This is a genomic window from Streptomyces sp. NPDC102258, assembly GCF_055584685.1.
The window spans coordinates 20,215-39,766 of record NZ_JBVJLO010000027.1 but is presented as its reverse complement, the minus strand read 5'-3'; the positions used below and the strand labels follow the sequence as shown (position 1 = coordinate 39,766).

Genomic DNA, 19,552 nt, shown 5'->3' with positions numbered 1-19,552 from the left:
GCCTTGGGTGGCCGACCCTGGCACCGCCGTTTCCATCGTTAACACTTGCACGCTATCGCTGATACGCGCAAGTCGTTAACGTCCTGCCGTTATCATCGGAAACATGAAGACCGATACTGATCACTCCGCCCCGGCGGCGGAAAACAACCGCGAACGGATCCTCGCGGCTGCCACCCGACTGCTCGCGGAACACGGCCGGGAGGTCGTGTCGACGCGCGCGGTGAGTACCGCGGCCGGCCTCCAGGCGCCGACGATCTACCGGCTCTTCGGTGACAAGCAGGGCCTGCTCGACGCGGTCGCCGCGCACGGCTTCGCGCGCTATCTCGCGGACAAGAGTGCGCTTGAGCCCACCGGTGATCCCGTGGAGGACCTGCGCACCGGCTGGAACCGCAACACCGAGTTCGGCCTCGCCCACCCCGCCCTGTACACCCTCATGTACGCCGAGCCCCGTCCCGGCGGCCCGCCGCCCGCGGCCGTCGCCGCGCTGGAGGTGCTCGCCGCCCACATCCGCCGGGTCGCCGAGGCCGGACGCCTGCGGATCGACGAGGCGCGCGCCGCCCAGCTGGTCCACGCGGTGGGTGGCGGCACCACTCTCGCCCTCATCGCCACCCCCGAGGACCGCCGGGACGTAAGTGTGTCCCACCTGGCGAGGGAGGCGGTGATCGCGGCGATCACCACCGACGCCCCCACCACGCCCGCTCCCGGCCCGTCAGGGGCGGCCGTCGCCCTGCGCGCGCTCCTCCCCCGGACCGACGTACTGACCGCGGGTGAGCGGGGCCTGCTCACAGAACTGCTCGACCGCATCGCCACGGCCACGGCTGGATAGGCCTTCCGCGTGTACCCGGGGCCGGCCAACTGCCATGGTGGGCATATGGCCTTACAGATCTCGTACAGGGGCGGACGGCTCGGTGAGGATCTCGACATCACCGTGTACTGGTTCCCCCGGGAACCCGATCGGCCGGCGGGCTACGTCGCGGACGCGCTGGGCGCGTGGCGCATCGCACCGATCCGGCAGGTGGATGTCGGTGGCACGCCGGAGGAGGTCACCGCGTGGACCGCCGCCGCCGTCTCGTTCGTGCGGCAGATCGCCGCCGAGGAGCGGAAGTTGGGGAAGGCGGAGGAGCGGATCCAGTGGTGGGGCCTGGTGGTGACGCGTCGGCGGGCGCAGGCGAAACGTGACGACGCGCGGGCGTCGTTCCTCGAAGCCGTGCGGTCCGCGGCGGCTGTCTACCAGCCGGTGCGGGACGTCATCGAAGCACGTCTGGCCGAGCGGGAGGCTCGAGAGAACGAAGCACGCAGGCGTGCGTATCAGGAGAGGGAGCGGAAGTGGCGGGAGGTGGCCGCCCGGTTCAGGGAGTGGAGAAGCCGGCAGGAGGTGGCCGATCGCCCCCTGTCCGACGGCCTCAGCCCCCGCCAGATGGCGGCGAGAGGAGACGACCCGACGAGCTGGCCCGCGGAAGTGCGGTCGGCGGTGGGTGACCTCGCGGCGTGGTGGGCCGGTGTGCGCGCCTCGGTGCGCAACAGGCAGGCGAGCGCGGGGGCCGTACGCAGACTCGTCGAGGCGATCACCGAAACGGCCGCGGCACTGGAGGATGCGGGCAGGCCCGGCATCCAGACCATCCGGGGGAACGCCCAGGGCGTGCTTCTCGGATGGTGGATCCACTTCGACTGGTCGGCCCTGCCGGACACCACCCGGCTCCTGACGCCACCGGACGTGCCGGCGGGGTGCGTGGACGCGCAGGACTGGCACTACCAGCTGTACCTGCCCCCCGATCGGATCTTCACGGTGCGCGGATCCGGCGAGTACGGCTTCGCGACGGAGCACAGGGTGACGATCCCTCCGGGGGGTTACGGCTACAGCTACTCCTGGTTCAGATGGAGCATCGAGGAGTTCGCGCAGCGGCTGATCCACAACGAGATCGTCACCTTCCGGGCTCCCGGCCACGAGGGACGTCTGGCCTTCCCCATGACGGACCACGCGGATCCCGACGCGTACGTGCCGTACGTCGAAGCCGTGGCCGAGCGCGCGGCCGCCCACTTCCGCGCCCTGGTTCCGGGAGGGCTGGAGGAACAGTGACGGCGGCCAGCCGGCCGGCGACGGCGGGCCCCTCGGACACCCTCGGGGCCCGGACGAGCGATCATGGGACCGTCGTGGCAGGCCGGTCGTCCGGCGCGGCGGACGCGGCCAGTCGTCAACCGATCGAGGGGGAACGGACAGTGGAGCCGACAGGATCCGTGGAAATAACATCCGAAGCCGAACTAAGGGAGCTGCTCGGGCCGGTGGCGCCCGTGGCCGCCGCGAAGGCGCGGCGGTCCCTGCACGACCACCACAGGCAGTGGATCGCCCGGTCCCCGCTCTGCCTGATCGGCACCGCCGGCGCCGACGGGAGCTGCGACGTCTCCCCGAAGGGCGATCCGCCCGGCTTCGTCAAGGTGCTCGACGACACGACGCTCGTCATCCCGGACCGCCCCGGCAACCGCCGTGCGGACAGCTACCGCAACATCCTCGCCAACCCGCGCGTGGGACTGCTCTTCATGGTCCCGGGCCGGGGCGACACGCTCCGCGTCAGCGGCCGTGCGCGGCTGCTGCGCGATGCCCCGTTCTTCGACGGGATGACGGTCAAGGGCCACCGGCCCACGATCGCCCTGCTCGTGGAGACGGAGGAGATCTACTTCCACTGCTCCCGGGCGTTCCTGCGCTCCGGCCTGTGGGACACCGAGACGTGGGACCCCGACGCGGCGCCCTCCCGCGCCCGGATCTCCAAGAGCCTGGAGAAGCCGGAACGGTCGCTGGAGGAGCTGGAGCGCTACTACGGCCCCCAGTACGCCCTGGACGACCTGTACTCCTGACACCCCGCCGGCTCAGTCCTCGGGGAGGATATTGCCGTCCTCGTCGAGCAACGGGTGGATGCGGTCGGGGCCCTGGCTGTTGGTGTCGGACGGCCGGGGGCCTTCCGGGCCGTCAGGGCCCCAGCGCAGCAGGCGGCGGGTGCGGCCGATCCGGTACTCGGCGCCCTGGAATTCCAGCCGGTTGATACGCCGGCCCGTACGCAGCCTCTCGGCGGCATCGGCGTACGCGGCCAGTTCCGGCGCCGTCGAGCCGCCGGCCGCGGCCAGGGTGTGGGCGTCGGCGTGCGGGTCTGCGTCGGCGGGGATGACGCCGCTCCTGCGGGGCCAGGCCCAGGCCAGTGCGAACTCCAGGGACTTGCGCGCTTCGTGCGCGGTGGCGTGCGGGCCGCTGACGGGGCTCCAGCCGCGGCCGGTCTGCTTGACCACGGCGAAGGTGGCCGGCAGCAGGAGGACGTCCGGGTGGGTGTCCAGCGCCCGCCGCGAGTCGCCGAGGACGGCAGCCGGGAACCGGTCCCCGGAGTACACCAGGCCGCGCAGGGCCAGCCGTTCGAGGGCGTGGCTCGGGGTGAGCGGCACGTCCGGGTCCAGCACCAGGCCGTCATCGACCTCCGGCTCCCGGACGTTGCGGTTCCAGTCCGGAACGGGGGGCTCCGGGTCCGTGGGGCGGGGCTGCTCCAAGCCGCCGGGGCCCTGGCCCGCGTACTCCTCGGCGCGTACGATCCGGTACCGGGTTCCGGCCGCTTCGAGTTCGTCGACCCGTTCGGTCTCCAGCCGGGCGACCGCCGCCAGCAGGCAGCGGCGCTCCGCCCTGTCCTGCGCTTCGTCCTTCGCGCGGAACCACAGGTGGCTGTTCAGGCTGTCGCGGGCCAGCTGTGGGCAGCCGGCCGTCACCTCGATCACCACCCGCCATCGCGGCCCGTCCGCGGCATGCTGCGCCGCCACCCCGAACAGCGGCCCGCGCACGATCACATCACCGGCGCGGGTGATGGCGTCGACCGCGTCGGCCTCGACTGCGGCCTCCACCGGCTCCACCGGCACCCGCACCACCACCAGGCGCGCACCGGCCGGCCCCTCGTCTCCACGGTCCATGGCCCCATCGTGCCCACCACGGGCCACCGCCGTCCCCACTTCGCGGATTCCTCACTCCCCGGGGCGGGGGGAGTCGGTGGGGGTGAGGGCTTGGGTGCGGAGGAGTTTTTTGTTCGGCTTGCCTGCGTCGGTCAGGGGCAGGGCTTCGACGAAGTCGATGTGTGCGGGTTCGTACATGGCGCCCTTCCTGTCCCGGGCGAGGGCGCGCAGTTCCGCCTCGTCCACGTCGCCGCCCGGCACGCGGACGACGACGGCCTGGACGCGTTCCATGAGGTTCGCGTCGGGGACCGCGAAGACCGCGCTCTGCAGGACCTGGGGATGGGAGTTCAGCACGTCCTCCAGTTCCACCGTGTACACGTGGCCGCCCACCACGACGATCATGTCCTTGATCCGGTCCACGATGGTCAGGTAGCCCTCGGCGTCGACGAATCCGATGTCACCGGTGTGGAGCCATCCGTCCCGCAGGACCTCGGCGGTGAGCTCGGGCTGCTTCCAGTAGCCCTGCATCACGTGCGGGGAGCGCACGCAGATCTCGCCGTGCTCGCCGGCGGGCAGGTGCCGGCCGGCGGCGTCGCGTACGGAGACCTCGACGTCCGCCATGACCTTTCCGGCGGTGCGCAGCAGTTCGGGGCGCCGGGGGTCGTGGTCCTCGGGGGAGAGCACGCTGATGCCGCCCGCCTCGTTCTGGCCGTAGAACTGGTTCAGTACGGGTCCGAAGCAACGAACCGCCTGCGCGAGCCGGGCCGGGGAGGAGGCGCAGCCCCCGTACGTGAGCAGGCGCAGGCTGGAGGTGTCGCTGCGGTCGACCGCGGGGTGGTCCAGCAACTGGTAGAGCAGCGGCGGCAGCAGGAACATGTGGCTGATGCGTTCGCGCTCGACGGCGGCCAGCACGGCGCCCGCGTCGAATTCGTCCAGCAGGACGACGGTGCCGCCGTGGTGCAGGGCGGCGTCAGCCATGAGGCCCGCCGCGTGCGCGAGGGTGGTGCACACCAGGGCCCTGACCTGCCCCTCGCCCGACCAGTCCGGGCCGGTCGACGTCCACTGCCCGAAGGTGGTGCAGATGGCCTTGGGGTGGCCGGTGGTGCCACCGGTGTGGCGGATGGTGCAGATGTCCTGCGGCCGCGCCGAAGAGGCCATGACGTCCGTGGACTGCTGGGCGGCGAGCGCCGACAGGTCCTGGTCCGCGTCCGTGCCCGCTGCCGCCCCAAGGAAAAGGACCCGTTCCAGCGGCACCCGCCGGGACAGCTCGGCGGCGCGCTCGCGGGAGGCGGGGTCGACGATCAGGGTCCGGGTCTCGACGTCCCGGAGGATGTCGGCGTGCACGTCGGCCGAGAGCCCGGCGTAGAGGTGGTTGACCGCGCAGCCGAGCAGGCCGGCGGCGTAGCGGGCCGCGATCGTCTCGGGGAGGTTGCCGGCCAGCAGCGTGACCGTCTGACCGCGCCGCACCCCCCGGTCGTGCAGCGCCCGGGCCATGCCGTAGACGAGGCCGCGCAGTTCCTCCGCGCGCAGGCGCCGGTCGCCGTGGACCAGGGCCTCGCGGCCCGGTTCCTTTCCCAGGGCGTCGAGAATCTCCTCCACGTGGCTGCGGAAGTGTTCGGTGGTGTCGTACATACCGGTCCCATTGGTTGACTTGAGCAACTAGTTGGACCCTAAGGGCCGATGATCCATAAGCTCAACCGGAGCGCCGACATCCAGCCACCACCCACAGCCGAGAGGAGATGGCGGAGGGGCGGGCTTTGCGGTGCGCGTACGTGAAGCACGCGCGGGGCGGGTTGGCCGGGCCCGGGGCCGACCGGCGGGAATGATGGCCGAACTCGTCCGCCCCGACCGCCCCTCACGCCTGACCGGGCCATGACACATCCGGACATCATGGCCGAAAATCGCCGCATGTACCGGCAGGTGCCACAAGGCAAACCCGGGACGCTTTCGTCACCCCGTCCCGGTCTGGGTGCGGCGAGCGTAGGCGCGGGCGGCGCGGGCCCGGTCGCCGCAGCGGGTGGAGCACCAGTGGCGGCGGCCGTGGCGGAGCAGGTAGCGGTTGCAGGGGGGCGAGCCGCATGCGGTGAGGCGTTCGGCGTCCGGGGAGGTCAGGAGGTCGGCGGCGTCGGCGGCGAGCGTCGCCAGGGCGTGGTCGAGGATCGCCGTGGTGGGGTGGACGGCCGCGCGGTAGGGGCCGTTCTCGTCGTCCCACCGCAGCAGCGGGGCGGTGGGGACGCGGGTCATCGCGTCGTTGACGGCGGCGACGGCGGCAGGGAGGGCGGGCAGCCCCTCGGCCCGGGCCGCGAACAGGGACCTGATCTGCTCGCGGAGGGCGCGCAGCTGGCTCGTGCACATCTCCCGCATCCCGGCGTCGCGCGGGGCGAGACCGCGTCGCGTCAGCCAGACGTTCGCCTGCGCGGGGGTCGTCAGGAGATCGGTGGTGTGCCCGCCGGGCCGCGTGGTGGCGCTGTTCGCGAGGGCGAGGGAGAGGCGCTCCTCCTCGCCCGGAGCGGGTGGCACGACGGGTTCTTCCGCTACGGACTCCTTCATGTTCCTCATGGTACGGCTTGCGGTCATCCGTGAGAGACCGCTACGGTCACCTCACGGTTCATCCGAATCTATCCGTGAGGTGTTCTCGCCGTGTCTTCCGCGCCTTCTGCGTCTTCTGCGCATTCCGCGTCTTCTGCGTCTTCTGCGTCTTCTGCGTCCGCGTCAGCCGAACAGTTTCCCGTCCGCGTTCTCGGCGGCCCCACCGCTCTCTTCGAGTACGGCGGCCTGCGCTTCCTGACCGACCCGACCTTCGACGGCCCCGGCGAATACCCGGCGCCCGGCGTGCACCTGACCAAGACCGCCCCCGCCGCCGCCGCTCCCGGCGACCTCGGGCCCATCGACGTCGTCCTGCTCTCGCACGACGAACACCCCGACAACCTCGACAGCTCCGGCCGGGCCCTGCTCGCCGGCATACCGCTCACCCTCACCACCCCCGGTGGCGGCCGGCGCCTCGGGGAGAAGGCCAGTGGGCTGGCCGACTGGGAATCCGTCGAGCTGGACCGGCCCGGTGGCGGCACGGTGACCGTGACCGGCGTGCCCGCCGTTCACGGGCCCGGGGCGCGCGAGGAAGTCGAGCCGGTCGTCGGGCAGGTCGTCGGCTTCGTCCTGACCGGCGAGGACTTGCCCACCGTGTACGTCAGCGGGGACAACGCCTCGCTCGACGCGGTCAAGGAGATCGCCGCACGCTTCGGCCCGGTGGACACCGCGATCCTCTTCGCCGGAGCCCCCCGCTTCCCCGCCCTCTTCGACGGGGGGCTGCTCGTCCTGGACAGCGCCCAGGCCGCCGAGGCCGCCCGGATCCTCGGTGCCCGGCGCGTCGTTCCCGTCCACTGCGACAGCTGGGCCCACTTCACCGAGGGCCGCGACGTACTGGAAGCCGCGTTCACGGCCGCCGGGCTGGCCGACCGCCTGGACGGGGACGGGAGTCGGCGCGCCTGAGGCGGCGCACCGTCCGGCCGGGGCGTCGTGTCCTAGCGGGCGCCCCAGTGGCCCGGGTCCGCGCCCGGCCCGGCGCCGGCCCGGGCCAGGGCGTCCGGAACGCCGAGCAACGGCTGGGGAAGGTACCGGGAGCGGACGCCCAGCTCCCAGCCGTGCGTCTGGACCGCGAGGGCGGCCACGGCAAGGGTCTGGAGGGGCAGGAGGGTCCTGGGCGCGGGATCGTCCCCGGCACCTCGGCGGTACTGCTCCAGCCAGATGACGAGGGCCTGTTCGAAGGCCGGCTGGTCGTCGTCGAGGAGTACGCGCAGCAGGCGCTGCTCCGGCGTCAGGGAGCCTGCCGCGTCGAGCCTCCCCGCGGCCTCTGCCCGCTCCGAAGCGTCCGGCAGGCACAGCGTCACGGTCGGCCAACGGCTCGGCAGGTGTCCGGAGGACGGGGTCAGGTAGCGGCTCAGCGCGTCCATCTGCGCGAGGTCCGCGGGGGACGACACGGAGTCGAAGCGCGAGTAGGGCACGCCCTCACGGATCGCGGGTGCGTAGTCCTCCCGCAGCAGCAGGCCGATCACCCGCCGGTGGTCCCACACCCGCCCGCTGACCAGGCACAGTACGAAGGCCTCCAGCCACGAGGCCGCGGTCGGCGCAGTCTTGACGATCGCGTCGAAGTCCTTGTCCTCGCTGGTCAGGCTCTCGCCTATGAGGGGGAAGAGGATCTCCTGGTCCCCGTCCGGGAAGCAGCCCAGGCTCAGCAGGCCGAGGGAGCATTCCGCGGCCGTGTGCAGGGCCTCGCACAGTTCCTGATCGGGGGAGAAACCGCCGGCGAACCTGGCCGCCGCGTGGTCGAGCAGTTCGTCGCGCATCTCCTCCAGCCGCCCCATGGACATGGAGTCGTACCGCATGGAGTGCCAACGCCCGAAGGCACGTCCGCGTATGTCGGCGAGCGCCTGGTCCAGACGCGCGGTGTCGACGTCGTGGGATGCTGTTTCCGGCACTTCCGCCGCCCCCTTCATGATCTTTCGCTTGAGCGGGGCACGCTACCAGCGGCGTCCGACACGGGCTCCCCGGCCTCCCAGCGCAGCAGGTCGCCCGGCTGGCATTCGAGCACCTCGCAGAGCGCGGCGAGCGTCGCGAAGCGGACCGCCTTGGCGCGGCCGTTCTTGAGTACCGCCAGGTTGGCGGGCGTGATCCCCACTCGTTCGGCCAGTTCGCCCACGGACATCTTCCGCCGGGCCAGCATCACGTCGATGTCGACGGCGATCGGCATCAGATGACCTCGTCCAGCTCGGCCCGCATCCGTGCGGCTTCCACGTCCCGCGCGACGGCCTGGGCGAGCAGCATGCGCAGGACGAACACGATGAGCGCGACCCCCAGGATGGCCAGGCCGATCCCGCCCATGATGACGGTAACGCCCGGGTCCTCCCGTTGCCCCGGCGCGTTGACGGCCGTCACCACGAACCACAGGAGGGCGGCCGACACGATCGCGCCGATCACGACGTCCACGTACCGGAATGCGGTGGAGGAGAACACGGTGCCCCGCCGCACCATCTTCACCAGCCGACCTACGCAGATCAGCGCGGCCTGGGCCGCCACCATGCCCAGGATCGTGATCACGCGGAACGCGGTGAGCGGGAGTGACCCGTCCTCCGGGTCGGTGGCCAACGCCCACACCATCAAGGCCTGTACGAACACGGTGCCGGTGAGCACCACCGCGAGCACGGCGCGCAACGCGTGCACTGCCAGGTTTCCCATGACCCATCCCTCGATCTCCCCATCGACTTACGATGGGAATCTATCGAGTTTCGATAGATGGGTCAACGGCTTGGGCGAGGGGTCAGTGGGGAACGGTGGCGGCGGGTGGGGTCCAGCGGCGGGAGGGAAGCGGGGTGGCGGGGACGTCGTACTCCTTCTTGAGGTCTTCGGGGATGGCGTAGTGCATCACGCGTCCGCGTGTGAGGGACGACAGTTCGAGGAGGGTGGTCAGGTGGCCGAGGCGGTCCAGTGCCCAGGCGCCGAGGGGAGAGCGGTCCTCGATGGTCTCCAGGACACCGAGGAGATGCGGTACGGCCTTGACGGCGGTGTCCCACCGGGTGCGGGGGACCCGGAGCCAGTCGGCGCAGGTGTCGCCGACGAGGTGGCGGATGAGTGCGGAGACGACCGGGTCGAAGAGGGTGCCGGGCACCACCTCCTCGTAGAGGTCGATGAGCTGCCGCGTCAGGTGGGCGCCTTCCTCGGACGGTCCCATGTGTCGGATCATGTACAGGTCGAGGAAGTGGCGCGCCTCTTCCAGCGTGCGGGGTACGGCGTCCTGGTCGACGCCGAGCATGGCGCCGACCACGCGCCAGGCGTAGTAATAGGCTTCCGCGCCTTCCGTTGACATGTGGATGCCGAGCCGGTGCAGGCTGTCCAGGACGAGCAGGGAGAAGAACATCTGCCCGCCGATCATGTCCTCCTGGCAGATCGGTGTCCCGAGCGACGCGGCGTCCCAGCGGTTCTCCCGCGTGAGGTGGTGGCGGATCGAGGCGTGCAGGAGGCGGACCTTCTGCGCGGCGGGGATGAAGCGGCTGCCGGCTTCGAAGGCGCCGGGCTGCATCAGGTAGACGGTGAACTGGCCGGTCTCCGCCATCCGTTTGGAGGGGTACTTCAGGCCGTGGGTCGCCGACAGCAGTCGGGCCACGTGCGGGACGACGTAGCAGGCGGGCATGGAGGCGAAGGACAGCGCGGTGGAGATGTGGACGTTGTTGTCGATGAAGAACAGCCTCGCCTTCTCCATCTCCTCCCAGTCCACCCAGGCCGGCGGAACGCTCGTGGCCCGGAGGTACTCCCGGGCGACGTCGGGGAGTCCGTCCGGCAGGGGGGCGCCGACGGTGGAGACGTAGCGCATCAGGGTGTTGAACGTGCCCACCTCCCCGCGTGCGAAGAGGGTCGCGACGGTGGCGTCGGCGAGTTCGTCTCCGGCCTGCCGCAGGGCATCCATCGAAGCCTCGGTGTAGGTCATGTCAGGGCTCCTCGTCCTTCGTCGGCGGTCGGTCACCGGCTGCCGGGGCGGCGGCCGGAGGGGGAATGCCGGAGGTGGAACGGTCGACGTCCCCGCGCCGGGGAGGTCAGGACAGGCGGACCGCCGCCGCGCGCGCCAGCGCGGTCAGGGCCGCCGCGGCGTGCGCGGGTGCGTCCAGCTCGTGCAGGGCTCCGAGGGCCTCCTCGACCCGGGCGGTGATCATGGCTTCGACGCGGTCGGGGGCCTTCAGCCGGCGCATCACCTCGCGGACGGCGTCCAGGCTCTCCCGGTCCGGGTCGCATCGGCCGAGTACGGCTCGCAACCGCGCCCGGTCGTCGTCACCGGCGAGGCGCCAGGCCTCCGCCAGCAGGGCCGTCGGCCGGTGGCCGCGCACATCGTCGGCGCTGTCCTTCCCGGTGCGTTCCGGATCTCCGAACAGCCCGAGCAGGTCGTCCCGTAGCTGGAAGGCCTCGCCCAGCGGCAGCCCGTACGCGGAGAAGCCCGCGCGGAGCCGCTCGCCGGCCCCGGCCAGGGCACCACCGATCAGCAGGGGCTGCTCGACGGTGTACTTGGCCGTCTTGTACCGGATCACCTTGACCGCCGCCGCGGTGTCCGGATCGGCGCCGGTGCGCAGGATCTCCAGGCACTCCCCCGCGATCAGGTCCCGGGCCAGCGACGACCACAGCGGGCGCGCCCGCGCCAGGTAGGCGGCGGGCAGCCCGCTGGTGGCGAACAGCTGCCCGGCCAGCGACATCAGCAGGTCCCCGACCAGCATCGCCAGCGACCTGGCGGCGGCGACGTCATCCGGGCGGCCGCGCACGGCGCCACGCAGGGCGATATGGGCCGTGGGCTTGCCGTGCCGCAACGGGCTCTCGTCGATGAGATCGTCGTGCACCACCGCCGCGGCGTGCACCAGCTCCATGGAAGCCGCCGCCCGTACCAGCGCGTCGCTGTCCGGCTGTCCCGCCGCGCGCCAGCCCCAGTAACAGAACGCCGCGCGCAGCCGCTTGCCGTCCGCGACCGCCGCCTCCACCTGTGCGGCCACCGGCTCCAGGAGAGGATCGATCTGCCACAGCTGGTCGGCTTCCCCGGCGACGAAGTCGTGCAGCACCTCGTCGACGCGGGACTTGAAGGCGGTCGGCTCCCACCGGTCAGACACCATCGGAGGGCTGCCGTGCCAGGGCGCGGCGGGCCAGGGCGTGGCGGGCCAGGACCTCCAGGTGGGCCGGGGGGACGGCCGTGTACCGGTCCAGCACCAGGCGCCCGCGCGCCATCAGATCCTGCTGGGCGTCCGCCGCGAGCTCCCCGGCGTCCGAGCGGCGCAGCAGCCCGCGCGCCGTCCCGAGTACGGAGCCCAGGGCACTCACCGTCAGATCGGCCAGCCCGGCCGCCAGTAACACCGCCTGCTCGTCCAGGCCCCCGCGTCGTTCCGCTCCCCGCGTCATCCCATCCCCCGTTCACGGCGCACCGGTGCGACGCCGGTCGCGCGTCGCCCTGGTCAGCGTCCCGTCACGCCGGGCACGGGCGGGGAGGAACTCACGAACGAGTGAGCACCTCGCTCGTGCGTACGGACAGGAACAGGCCGCCGCCGAGCACGACGTGCGGCGGTGCGGTGTCCACCGTGCTGCCTGCCCTGGGAGTACACGGCCGGTGTGACCGCCTGCGCCTGCTACGACTGGTCGGACGACTCCAGCGGCCGCATCCGCTGCCCGGGGCGGGTTGTCAAGCGCGGTTGCGGGCGCCGGGGTGGGTGGGGCAGCCTCGCCCCATGACTGTGGGGCGCGGCCGGAAGGACAGCCGCCGGCCGTGGGCGGGCGGGCCCGGACGCGGCGGGGAGTGTTGAGCGGCTGGCGGTGGGAGTACGAACCGGACGCCGAGCATGTCGTCAGGGGCCTGGCCCCGCGCGTCGTCGACGAGGTCGAGCGGCTGGCCGCTGAGATCGTCGCCCTCGCCGATGTCGGCGTGGACATCAGCGACATCGGCGACGGCGGCCGCCGGGGCGTGCCGGGCGGGGTGCGCCGTATCCCGCTCCTGGCCGACGGATGGTTCTACGCCCTGCCCCTGCCCCGGCTGCGCCTCGTCGCGCTCGTCCGCGTCATCCCCCCGTACACCGACCTGTAGCCGGGGGGCGGACGGCTCGTCAGACGACCGGCGGGCCCGCCTCGACGCGGCGCAGCACGGGGGCGAGGCGGTCCAGGTCCGGGCCGGTCTGGAGCTGCCGTTCGTCCCACCAGGTGGCGCCCGCGTCGTGCAGCGGACCGATCACGTCCCGGGCCTTCGCCGGGTCCGCGGGCGTGGCACCGCCGAGCACGAGCTCGAAGGGGCGCTCGGACCCGGCCGTGCGGTGTTGGCGTACGTAGGCGAGGAGTTCCCGTACCTCGGCCACGTCGGGCACGTGGCCGTGCCGGGCCGTCTCGAAGAGCGGTACCGCGCCGTCCCACCGCGCCGCGCGCCGCATGGGCCGACGGTGCGGCCAGAAACCGCCGATCCACACCGGTGGTGCGGGCCGCTGCACGGTGGCGGGCAGCAGGGTCACGTCCCGGACCTCGTAGTGCGGGCCGCGGTGGTCCACCGCCTCGCCGGACCAGAAGCGCCGCAGCAGTTCCAGGCCCTCGTCCAGCCGCTCGGCGAGGACGCGTGGCTCGGCGGTGTCGCCGAAGCTGCGGTACTCGTCGTCGACCGGACCGCCCAGGCCCGCGGCGAAGATCACGCGGCCGCCGCTGAGCTGGTCCAGGGTGGCGACCTGGCGGGCCAGTTGCTGTACGGGGTAGCGGGGCACCGGGGTCAGGAGGGTGCCCAGGCGGATCCGGGAGGTCGCCAGGGCGGCCGCGGTCAGCAGCATCCACGGGTCCGCGAAGGGGCGCCCCTGGTGCTGCCGGTGCAGGACGTGGTCCCAGACGAAGAGGCCGTCCCAGCCGGCTTCTTCGGCGGCGGCCGCCACCGTCGCGACGTTCCGGGGATCCGCGAAGTCACCGAAGTTCGGGATGTTGACAGAGAAGCGCATCGCAGCAGGATGGGCGGACGGCGACGGGACGGCAAGCGGATTGCGGCGCGCCGGGAGGCGTGACCGGAGGTCCTACCGGCTGTCGGGGCCGGGCCCGGCGATCGGGGGTGGGGCCAGTGCCCATCTGATCGTGCGGGTCAGGGCCTGTCCGGACAGGTCGACGCAGCGCCCCCACGGGCCGTTTCGCGGCTCGCGCAGGCCGAGCATGGCCGGGGCCCAGGGCGGCAGGAGGCGTACGGCGTTCGCCGCGAGCACCGCGTAGGGGCCGCGGACCGCCAGGGGCAGCGGCGGGTGGCGCAGGATGAAGCGGGCCGCCTCGCGGGCCTGGGGGGTGGCCCGCAGTTCCCCGCGGTAGCCGGCCAGTACCGCGGTCAGCGCGGCGCGGTCCGTCGGGGGGTCCGGGACGCCGAGTGCGCGGGCGACCCGGGCCGTGTCGGCGACGTACGCGTCATAGCCCGCGGCGTCCAGGGGGTGGGCGCCGAACCGCTGATGGGCGCGGAGGAAGGTGTCGACCTCCGCCGCGTGGACCCAGGCCAGCAGATGGGGGTCGGCCGCGTGGTAGGTCTCCCCCTCGGCGGTGGTGCCCTTGACCCGCTCGTGGACGGCCCGGACCCGGTGGACGGCGCGCTGCGCGTCCTCGGCCGTGCCGTAGGTGGTCACGGCGAGGAACGTACTGGTGCGCTGGAGCCGGCCCCACGGGTCCCCGCGGAAGCCGGAGTGCGCGGCGACGGCGGCCATGGCGAGCGGGTGCAGCGACTGGAGCAGCAGCGCGCCGAGGCCTCCGATGAACATCGACGCGTCGGCGTGCACGGTGCGGATGGGGCGGTCGGGGCCGAACCAGCGGGGCCCCGGCGCCGTGTGGATGCGGATACGGTTGCGCGGGCCGTCGGGGCCCGCCACCCGGGCGAACAGGCCGGCGCCGATCCTCTCGCGCGGGGTGCGGCCCGAAAGCGCGGACAGGTCCATGCCACCATCCTCCTCCACCGCGCCCCGCCGGGGCCACGCCCCGAGCCGGACCGTTGTGGTCGCGCCCGCACGGCGCGCGGTCGCCCGGTCACGACACGTGCCCGCTGGGAGCTCGCGCGGGGCTCACCGCGATCGGGCGCGACCGGAGCGCGGAGGCGGCGCCGCCCGTTGAAACGGCGTCGTTCCTCACAGTCGTGCGGCGCGGGATCGCGGGGAACACGGTCGCTGAGGAGGTGATGGCCATGACCAGGTGGACGAACGTGCCGGAAAGAGTCCGGGGAGCCGTCGCGGAAAGAGCCGGTTATCTACGACGGGCCGTGCGGGGGCCGGGAGGCGAGCGCGACGATCTGCTCCTGGTGGCCAAGTCGGTGCTCGCCGCCATGGCCGCGTGGGTGCTGGCCCGCTACCTGCTGCCGCCCACGGTCTCGACCTTCGCCCCCTTCACCGCGCTGGTCGCCCTGCAGGCCACCGTGTACCGCTCGGTACGGGACTGCGTGCAGTACCTGCTGGCCATGGTGGCCGGGACGGCCCTGGCCGCCGCCCTCGCCGCCGTGGCGGGGATCCACGGATGGACCTTCGGCCTGCTCACGCTGATCGCGCTCTGCGTCGGCCGGATCCGGCGCCTGGGCGCCCAGGGCACTCAGGTCGCCATCATCGGCTTCTTCGCGTTCTCCACCGGCCAGGGGCGCATCGACTACATCGGCCACCTCGCCGCGTCCGTGTTCCTCGGCGCGCTGTGCGGTCTCGCCGCCCACCTCGTCCTCGCGCCCGCCCGCCACGTCCACCACCAGCAGCAGGCCGTGGCCGACCTCTACTCCGCGATGGGCGAGCGCCTGAACGGGCTGGCCGGAGCCTTCGAGGGGAACGACACCGGCTCCGAGCGCGTCCGGGAGTGGCGCCGGGACGGGCGTCGGCTGTCCGCCGACTGCGAACGCATCCGGCGCACCATCGACGCCGAGGTCGAGAACAGCCGCCTCCATCCCCGGCCGAGCCCCGGCAGCCCGGACCTCGCGCTGCCCCGGGCCCGTGAGGCCGTCACCGTCGCCGAACGCGTCCTGGACCACCTGCGCTCGATGACGCGTACGCTCGACTATGCCCTCGCCAGTGGAGAGATCGCGAACCTGCCGGGCTCCTTCCGCACCGCGTTCGGCTCCCTGCTGCGGGAGGTCGCCACCGCGATGCCGGAGATCGGCAAGACCTCCCCCACCGATCCCGGTGACCTCGGCGGCAGGATCGACGCGGCGGTGGCGGAGCTCGACCGCGTCCAGGCGCACGAACGGGCCGTGGCCGAAGCCTCGCCGGCCGCGCACACCCTCCAGGGGACGCTCCTCACCGACGCCGGCCGGCTCCTGGCCGAACTCCGCTCGGGCCGCGACGCCCTCGCCCGCTCTTCCTGACGGGAGCTTCCCGACCGGCCCGTACGTACACGGGTGCGGGGGCGGCAACCCGCTGGTTGCCACCCCCGCACGCCGTCTTCGAGAAGAACCGCCGGTCAGAGGCGGTTGGACAGGTCGCCGTAGTAGCCGCCGACCTGGCGGTGGTAGCCCTCGTCGCCGAGGTGCTTGTCCTTCTCGAACTCCGGAGCCGCCTTGATCTGCTCCTTGGTCCGGCCGACGTAGATCTTCTCCTCCTGCGCGTCGATCCGCTCGATCGTGCCCGCGGGCAGGAGGACCTCCTTGCCGAAGATCCACGGACCCGTGTCGACCACGATGTACGCGGAGCCGACCTCATCCGAGTGCTTGTCGACCTTGCCGATGGAGCCGTCCGTCGCCTCGACCTTGTAGCCGGTCAGATCGGCACCGGCCGCACGGCCGGCCGTCTCGCGGTAACCCCACACATTGTCAGCCATACGAACCATCCCTCCATTACGTCTCGTTTAGGGCGGGCCGTTCGCCTCCGGCACCGTCGGCAGCCGGAGCATCGTGGCGCCGCCCAGACCCCGTGTGCCCGGAAGGCTCCGGCCTACGCGTCCCCCGTGCGATCCGTCCGGCGCTCGGCCGGTCCGCGATAGCCTGCGTCCTCATGAAGCGCACTTGGGCCCTGCCGGCGGTACTCGTGACGTGCGGTGTGGCCGTGGCGGCCGTGCTCGTGGTCAGGGGGAGCCCCGGCGCGGGTGCGGCGCTCCTCCTGGTGTTCGTGGTGCTCGCGTTCCGGAACTCGGCGCTGATGTTCCCGAAGTCGATCGATGCGCTGGAAGCCCGACGCCGCAGCGCGGCCGACGGCCGGCCCGTCGTCTTCTGGCGGCCGGGTTGCGCGTACTGCCTGCGTCTGCGCAGGCAGCTGGGCGGTGACGCCCGTCGGCTGCACTGGGTCGACATCTGGCGCGATCCGGCGGGAGCGGCGGTCGTCAGGGCCGCCAATGACGGCAACGAGACCGTGCCGACCGTCGTCGTCGCCGGCCGGGCGCACACCAACCCCGACCCCTCCTGGGTGCGCGCCCAGCTCTCCCCGTCCACGTGATCCCGGCTCGCGGGCGGTGGGGTCCTTCGGTTGGCGGGGCGGGTCCTTACCATGAGGGGGACGGCGGAAGTTTCACATGGAGGAAGCTGAGAGTGTTCTCGGTGCAGGTCACGCAGGAGCCGCGGGGTGTGGTGTTCGCGCTGCGCGGGGAGCTCGACTTCGAGAGCACGGTGCAGCTGCACGAGGCCGCCGAGAGGGAACTGGCCAGGGGGCCGGGCGGGGCGCCGGTGGTGGCCGACTGTGCCCGCCTGACGTTCTGCGACTCGTCCGGCATCGGCGCCCTGGTCCGCCTCTTCCAGCAGCTGGCGGCGCAGGAGCGGGTGCTGCGGCTGGCGGCGGTGCCGGATTCGGTGGCCCGGCTGTTCGCGCTGACGGGGCTGGACCAGCTCTTCGCCGTCTACGCCGACGCGGCCGAAGCCCTGGGGGCCGGCGCGGCCCCGTTCCATGACATCGTGGCCGACGTAGCGGATCCGGGACAGCCGAAGGAGAAACGAAACATATGACGCGCGTACCGGGGCAGCACGGACCCCAGCCTGCCGGGGCGGCAGGTACGCGCGCCGCCGGTGCGACGGACGCCGACCAGGATCTGCGGACGCTGTTCGGCCGGTCGACGGCCGTCTTCGCGTCCCTCGCGGGGCCGGCGCACATGCTGGAGACGGCCAACGCGGCCTTCTTCGCGACGATCGGCGGGCCGGAGCGCACCCGTACCGGTGTGCCGCTCGGACGGCTGATGCCGGAGCTCGTGGAGCAGGGCTTCATCGCGCTCCTGGACCGGGTCTACCGCACCGGCACGCCCTATACCGGCCGCGACTCCCGGGTGCTGCTGGGTGAGGGGGCGACCGCGCGGGAGACGTTCTTCGACTTCACGTACGAGCCCCGGCTGGACGCCGGCGGCAACGTCATAGGCGTGCGGTTGATCGGGGTCGAGACCACCCAGGTCAAGCACGCCCAGCGGCTGGCGGCCGAGCACCGGCTGCTGCTGGAGCAGATCGCCCGTCAGGCCCCGCTGCCCGACGTCCTGGACGGTATGGCGAGGACCATCGAGGACCTCGCCCCCGAAGAGGTACTCGTCTCCGTCCTCCTCGCCAGCCCCGACGGCCGCCGTCTGCACCACGGCGCGGCGCCCAGCCTGCCCGACTTCTACAACCAGGCCATCGACGGCATCGCCACCGGTGAGGGCGTGGGCTCGTGCGGCACGGCCGCGCACCGCCGCCAGCCGGTGATCGTGACGGACATCGGCACGGACCCGTTCTGGGACGACTTCCGCGACCTGGCCGACAAGGCCGGCGTGGCCGCCTGCTGGTCCGCGCCGATCCTGGCCCGCGACGGCTCGCTGCTGGGCACCTTCGCGATGTACCACCGCACGCCGCGCGCCCTGCAGGAGGCCGACCTGGCGCTCGCCCGGCTCTTCGCCGACACCGCCGCCCTGGCCATCGAACGCCACCAGGCCGAACAGGCGCGCAAGGCGGCCGAAGCCCGTGAGAAGGCCGCCCGCGACGATCTCGCCTTCCTCCTGAAGACCAGCTCCCTGCTGGCCTCCGACCTGGACGCCGCCCAGACGCTGGGGCGCCTCGCCGCCTCCTGCGCCCCCACCCTGGCGCCGCTGTGCGCGGTCGACATCATCGAGGGCGGGCGCGTGCGCCGGGTCGCGGCCGCCGCCCCCACCCCGGGCCAGCAGGCTCTGCTGGCCTCCCACCGTCCCGTCTACGACGCCGACGACGACGCCGTGGCCCGCGTCCTGGCCTCCGGCACGAGCGAGGTCGCCCGCCGGACGCCCACCGGCCCCGGTCCCTGGCACGACCTCGGCGTCACCGGCTACCTGTGCGTCCCCCTGATGGACCGCGGCGCTCCGTTCGGCACCATGACCCTGCTGTCCACCGGCGACCACGTCTTCGACGGCCACACCGTGGCACTCGCCGAGGAGGTCGGCCGCCGCGCCGCCCTGGCCGCCCGCAACGCCCGCCAGTACACGCACCGCGCCAGCCTGGCCCGCGACCTGCAGGCCGGTCTCCTGCTGCCCAACCTGCCGGACGTGCCCGGCGCCGACGTCGCCACCTACTACCACCCCGCCGGTGAGGGGCTCGACATCGGCGGCGACTTCTACGACGTCTTCCCCCTCAACGACGGCCGCTGGGCGTTCCTCCTGGGCGACGTGTGCGGACGCGGCGCCATCGCCGCCACCACCACCGCCCTGGTCCGCCACACCGCCCGCGCCGTCGCGCCGCTCCTGCCCGGCCCCGCCGGTGTCGTCGAGGCCGTCAACCGGGCGCTGATCAACCGGCCCGGCAGCCACGGCACCGGCTTCGTCACCCTCGTCTACGGCCAGCTCACCCCGACCCCCGCCGGGCTGGACGTCGAGCTGGTGCGGGCCGGTCACCCGTTGCCCCTGCACCTGGACGCCCAGGGCGCCGTCCATCCCGTCAACGCGTCCGGGGTCCTGCTGGGCGTCACCGCCGACTCCCACCTCACGCCCCGCCGCCTGCACCTGGGACCGGACGAGAGCCTGGTGCTCTACACCGACGGCATCACCGAGGCGCGCCGCCCCGACGACGAACTGTTCGCGGAGCAACGTCTCGCCGACGCGCTGGCCGGCGCTCCGGCCCGGCCCGCGGCGCAGCAGGTCATCGATGCGGTCACCCGGGCCGTGCGCGCCTTCACCGGCGGCCACGACATCGACGACGACCAGGCGATCCTCGTCCTGACCGCCACCGGGCCCCGGACCTGAC

The 19,552-nt window shown here is 72.9% G+C and carries 21 protein-coding genes; 9 read left to right on the top strand and 12 right to left on the bottom strand.

Features of this window, described 5'->3' with window-relative positions; all coding sequences use genetic code 11:
* Positions 1–103 precede the first annotated feature (103 nt).
* The 3 genes from ACZ6ZT_RS31825 to ACZ6ZT_RS31815 all read left to right on the top strand — a co-directional run bounded on the left by ACZ6ZT_RS31825 (position 104) and on the right by ACZ6ZT_RS31815 (position 2,850).
* Complete coding sequence (locus ACZ6ZT_RS31825; RefSeq protein ID WP_469723691.1) at positions 104–826, top strand: TetR/AcrR family transcriptional regulator; 723 nt, start codon at positions 104–106, stop codon at positions 824–826.
* Positions 827–871: 45 nt separating this feature from the next.
* On the top strand, positions 872–2,077 hold the full coding sequence (locus tag ACZ6ZT_RS31820; protein WP_469723689.1) for a hypothetical protein: 1,206 nt from the start codon (positions 872–874) through the stop codon (positions 2,075–2,077).
* A 158-nt stretch (positions 2,078–2,235) separates the two neighbouring features.
* Entirely contained in the window at positions 2,236–2,850 is a 615-nt protein-coding gene (locus ACZ6ZT_RS31815; RefSeq protein WP_469723688.1) for a pyridoxamine 5'-phosphate oxidase family protein, read from the top strand.
* Between the two features lie 12 nt (positions 2,851–2,862).
* On the opposite strand, the gene ACZ6ZT_RS31810 is transcribed toward ACZ6ZT_RS31815, so the two are convergent.
* The 3 genes from ACZ6ZT_RS31810 to ACZ6ZT_RS31800 form a co-directional block, all read right to left on the bottom strand.
* Positions 2,863–3,939, bottom strand: coding sequence for a DUF5954 family protein (locus tag ACZ6ZT_RS31810; protein WP_469723687.1), 1,077 nt, complete (start codon positions 3,937–3,939; stop codon positions 2,863–2,865).
* Positions 3,940–3,990: 51 nt separating this feature from the next.
* On the bottom strand, positions 3,991–5,550 hold the full coding sequence (locus ACZ6ZT_RS31805; protein WP_469723685.1) for an AMP-binding protein: 1,560 nt from the start codon (positions 5,548–5,550) through the stop codon (positions 3,991–3,993).
* Positions 5,551–5,868: 318 nt separating this feature from the next.
* Positions 5,869–6,468: a CGNR zinc finger domain-containing protein gene (locus ACZ6ZT_RS31800; protein WP_469723684.1), complete on the bottom strand. Its 600-nt coding sequence runs from the start codon at positions 6,466–6,468 to the stop codon at positions 5,869–5,871.
* A gap of 90 nt (positions 6,469–6,558) precedes the next feature.
* On the opposite strand from ACZ6ZT_RS31800, the gene ACZ6ZT_RS31795 reads away from it, so the two are divergent.
* A complete protein-coding gene (locus tag ACZ6ZT_RS31795; RefSeq protein WP_469723683.1) occupies positions 6,559–7,407 on the top strand; it encodes an MBL fold metallo-hydrolase in 849 nt (282 codons plus the stop codon).
* A 32-nt stretch (positions 7,408–7,439) separates the two neighbouring features.
* Here ACZ6ZT_RS31795 and ACZ6ZT_RS31790 read toward each other — a convergent pair whose 3' ends face one another.
* The 6 genes from ACZ6ZT_RS31790 to ACZ6ZT_RS31765 all read right to left on the bottom strand — a co-directional run bounded on the left by ACZ6ZT_RS31790 (position 7,440) and on the right by ACZ6ZT_RS31765 (position 11,841).
* Positions 7,440–8,393 (bottom strand): immunity 49 family protein, encoded by a 954-nt coding sequence (locus ACZ6ZT_RS31790; protein ID WP_469723681.1) that lies wholly within the window; start codon positions 8,391–8,393, stop codon positions 7,440–7,442.
* 14 nt (positions 8,394–8,407) lie between these two features.
* The gene (locus ACZ6ZT_RS31785; RefSeq protein WP_469723680.1) at positions 8,408–8,665 is read right to left on the bottom strand and encodes a helix-turn-helix domain-containing protein; all 258 of its coding nucleotides are present in this window, start codon (positions 8,663–8,665) and stop codon (positions 8,408–8,410) included.
* Positions 8,665–9,150, bottom strand: a complete 486-nt coding sequence (locus tag ACZ6ZT_RS31780; protein ID WP_469723678.1) for a DUF2975 domain-containing protein — start codon at positions 9,148–9,150, stop codon at positions 8,665–8,667. Before ACZ6ZT_RS31780 ends, ACZ6ZT_RS31785 begins: the two co-directional genes overlap by 1 nt.
* An 82-nt stretch (positions 9,151–9,232) precedes the next feature.
* Complete coding sequence (locus ACZ6ZT_RS31775; RefSeq protein WP_469723676.1) at positions 9,233–10,396, bottom strand: oxygenase MpaB family protein; 1,164 nt, start codon at positions 10,394–10,396, stop codon at positions 9,233–9,235.
* 106 nt (positions 10,397–10,502) lie between these two features.
* The gene (locus ACZ6ZT_RS31770; RefSeq protein ID WP_469723675.1) at positions 10,503–11,558 is read right to left on the bottom strand and encodes a polyprenyl synthetase family protein; all 1,056 of its coding nucleotides are present in this window, start codon (positions 11,556–11,558) and stop codon (positions 10,503–10,505) included.
* The gene (locus ACZ6ZT_RS31765; RefSeq protein WP_469723673.1) at positions 11,548–11,841 is read right to left on the bottom strand and encodes a polyprenyl synthetase; all 294 of its coding nucleotides are present in this window, start codon (positions 11,839–11,841) and stop codon (positions 11,548–11,550) included. Before ACZ6ZT_RS31765 ends, ACZ6ZT_RS31770 begins: the two co-directional genes overlap by 11 nt.
* A 394-nt stretch (positions 11,842–12,235) precedes the next feature.
* Between ACZ6ZT_RS31765 and ACZ6ZT_RS31760 the strand changes: the two genes are divergently transcribed.
* Positions 12,236–12,517, top strand: coding sequence for a hypothetical protein (locus ACZ6ZT_RS31760; RefSeq protein WP_469723671.1), 282 nt, complete (start codon positions 12,236–12,238; stop codon positions 12,515–12,517).
* Between the two features lie 19 nt (positions 12,518–12,536).
* On the opposite strand, the gene ACZ6ZT_RS31755 is transcribed toward ACZ6ZT_RS31760, so the two are convergent.
* Together ACZ6ZT_RS31755 and ACZ6ZT_RS31750 are read right to left on the bottom strand one after the other, a co-directional pair.
* Positions 12,537–13,400: an LLM class flavin-dependent oxidoreductase gene (locus ACZ6ZT_RS31755; protein ID WP_469723670.1), complete on the bottom strand. Its 864-nt coding sequence runs from the start codon at positions 13,398–13,400 to the stop codon at positions 12,537–12,539.
* Positions 13,401–13,472: 72 nt separating this feature from the next.
* Positions 13,473–14,366: an oxygenase MpaB family protein gene (locus ACZ6ZT_RS31750; RefSeq protein ID WP_469723669.1), complete on the bottom strand. Its 894-nt coding sequence runs from the start codon at positions 14,364–14,366 to the stop codon at positions 13,473–13,475.
* A gap of 242 nt (positions 14,367–14,608) precedes the next feature.
* Between ACZ6ZT_RS31750 and ACZ6ZT_RS31745 the strand changes: the two genes are divergently transcribed.
* A complete protein-coding gene (locus tag ACZ6ZT_RS31745) occupies positions 14,609–15,763 on the top strand; it encodes an FUSC family protein (protein ID WP_469723668.1) in 1,155 nt (384 codons plus the stop codon).
* Positions 15,764–15,858: 95 nt separating this feature from the next.
* Here the strand turns inward: ACZ6ZT_RS31745 and ACZ6ZT_RS31740 are convergent, their stop codons facing one another.
* A complete protein-coding gene (locus tag ACZ6ZT_RS31740) occupies positions 15,859–16,215 on the bottom strand; it encodes a PRC-barrel domain-containing protein (protein ID WP_469723666.1) in 357 nt (118 codons plus the stop codon).
* A gap of 173 nt (positions 16,216–16,388) precedes the next feature.
* Between ACZ6ZT_RS31740 and ACZ6ZT_RS31735 the strand changes: the two genes are divergently transcribed.
* The 3 genes from ACZ6ZT_RS31735 (at position 16,389) to ACZ6ZT_RS31725 (ending at position 19,551) form a co-directional block, all read left to right on the top strand.
* Positions 16,389–16,826, top strand: coding sequence for a glutaredoxin domain-containing protein (locus ACZ6ZT_RS31735; RefSeq protein ID WP_469723665.1), 438 nt, complete (start codon positions 16,389–16,391; stop codon positions 16,824–16,826).
* A gap of 92 nt (positions 16,827–16,918) precedes the next feature.
* Positions 16,919–17,329, top strand: coding sequence for an STAS domain-containing protein (locus tag ACZ6ZT_RS31730; protein WP_469723664.1), 411 nt, complete (start codon positions 16,919–16,921; stop codon positions 17,327–17,329).
* Complete coding sequence (locus tag ACZ6ZT_RS31725) at positions 17,326–19,551, top strand: SpoIIE family protein phosphatase (protein ID WP_469723662.1); 2,226 nt, start codon at positions 17,326–17,328, stop codon at positions 19,549–19,551. Before ACZ6ZT_RS31730 ends, ACZ6ZT_RS31725 begins: the two co-directional genes overlap by 4 nt.
* The last annotated feature ends 1 nt before the right edge of the window (position 19,552 follow it).

What these genes read in the sequence shown, in the direction of transcription:
- ACZ6ZT_RS31825 (WP_469723691.1), top strand. Translation starts at nt 104, where the DNA reads ATGAAGACCGATACTGATCACTCCGCCCCGGCGGCGGAAAACAACCGC.
- ACZ6ZT_RS31820 (WP_469723689.1), top strand. Translation starts at nt 872, where the DNA reads ATGGCCTTACAGATCTCGTACAGGGGCGGACGGCTCGGTGAGGATCTC.
- ACZ6ZT_RS31810 (WP_469723687.1), bottom strand. Translation starts at nt 3,939, where the DNA reads ATGGACCGTGGAGACGAGGGGCCGGCCGGTGCGCGCCTGGTGGTGGTG.
- ACZ6ZT_RS31805 (WP_469723685.1), bottom strand. Translation starts at nt 5,550, where the DNA reads ATGTACGACACCACCGAACACTTCCGCAGCCACGTGGAGGAGATTCTC.
- ACZ6ZT_RS31800 (WP_469723684.1), bottom strand. Translation starts at nt 6,468, where the DNA reads ATGAAGGAGTCCGTAGCGGAAGAACCCGTCGTGCCACCCGCTCCGGGC.
- ACZ6ZT_RS31785 (WP_469723680.1), bottom strand. Translation starts at nt 8,665, where the DNA reads ATGCCGATCGCCGTCGACATCGACGTGATGCTGGCCCGGCGGAAGATG.
- ACZ6ZT_RS31780 (WP_469723678.1), bottom strand. Translation starts at nt 9,150, where the DNA reads ATGGGAAACCTGGCAGTGCACGCGTTGCGCGCCGTGCTCGCGGTGGTG.
- ACZ6ZT_RS31775 (WP_469723676.1), bottom strand. Translation starts at nt 10,396, where the DNA reads ATGACCTACACCGAGGCTTCGATGGATGCCCTGCGGCAGGCCGGAGAC.
- ACZ6ZT_RS31770 (WP_469723675.1), bottom strand. Translation starts at nt 11,558, where the DNA reads ATGGTGTCTGACCGGTGGGAGCCGACCGCCTTCAAGTCCCGCGTCGAC.
- ACZ6ZT_RS31765 (WP_469723673.1), bottom strand. Translation starts at nt 11,841, where the DNA reads ATGACGCGGGGAGCGGAACGACGCGGGGGCCTGGACGAGCAGGCGGTG.
- ACZ6ZT_RS31755 (WP_469723670.1), bottom strand. Translation starts at nt 13,400, where the DNA reads ATGCGCTTCTCTGTCAACATCCCGAACTTCGGTGACTTCGCGGATCCC.
- ACZ6ZT_RS31750 (WP_469723669.1), bottom strand. Translation starts at nt 14,366, where the DNA reads ATGGACCTGTCCGCGCTTTCGGGCCGCACCCCGCGCGAGAGGATCGGC.
- ACZ6ZT_RS31745 (WP_469723668.1), top strand. Translation starts at nt 14,609, where the DNA reads ATGACCAGGTGGACGAACGTGCCGGAAAGAGTCCGGGGAGCCGTCGCG.
- ACZ6ZT_RS31740 (WP_469723666.1), bottom strand. Translation starts at nt 16,215, where the DNA reads ATGGCTGACAATGTGTGGGGTTACCGCGAGACGGCCGGCCGTGCGGCC.
- ACZ6ZT_RS31735 (WP_469723665.1), top strand. Translation starts at nt 16,389, where the DNA reads ATGAAGCGCACTTGGGCCCTGCCGGCGGTACTCGTGACGTGCGGTGTG.
- ACZ6ZT_RS31725 (WP_469723662.1), top strand. Translation starts at nt 17,326, where the DNA reads ATGACGCGCGTACCGGGGCAGCACGGACCCCAGCCTGCCGGGGCGGCA.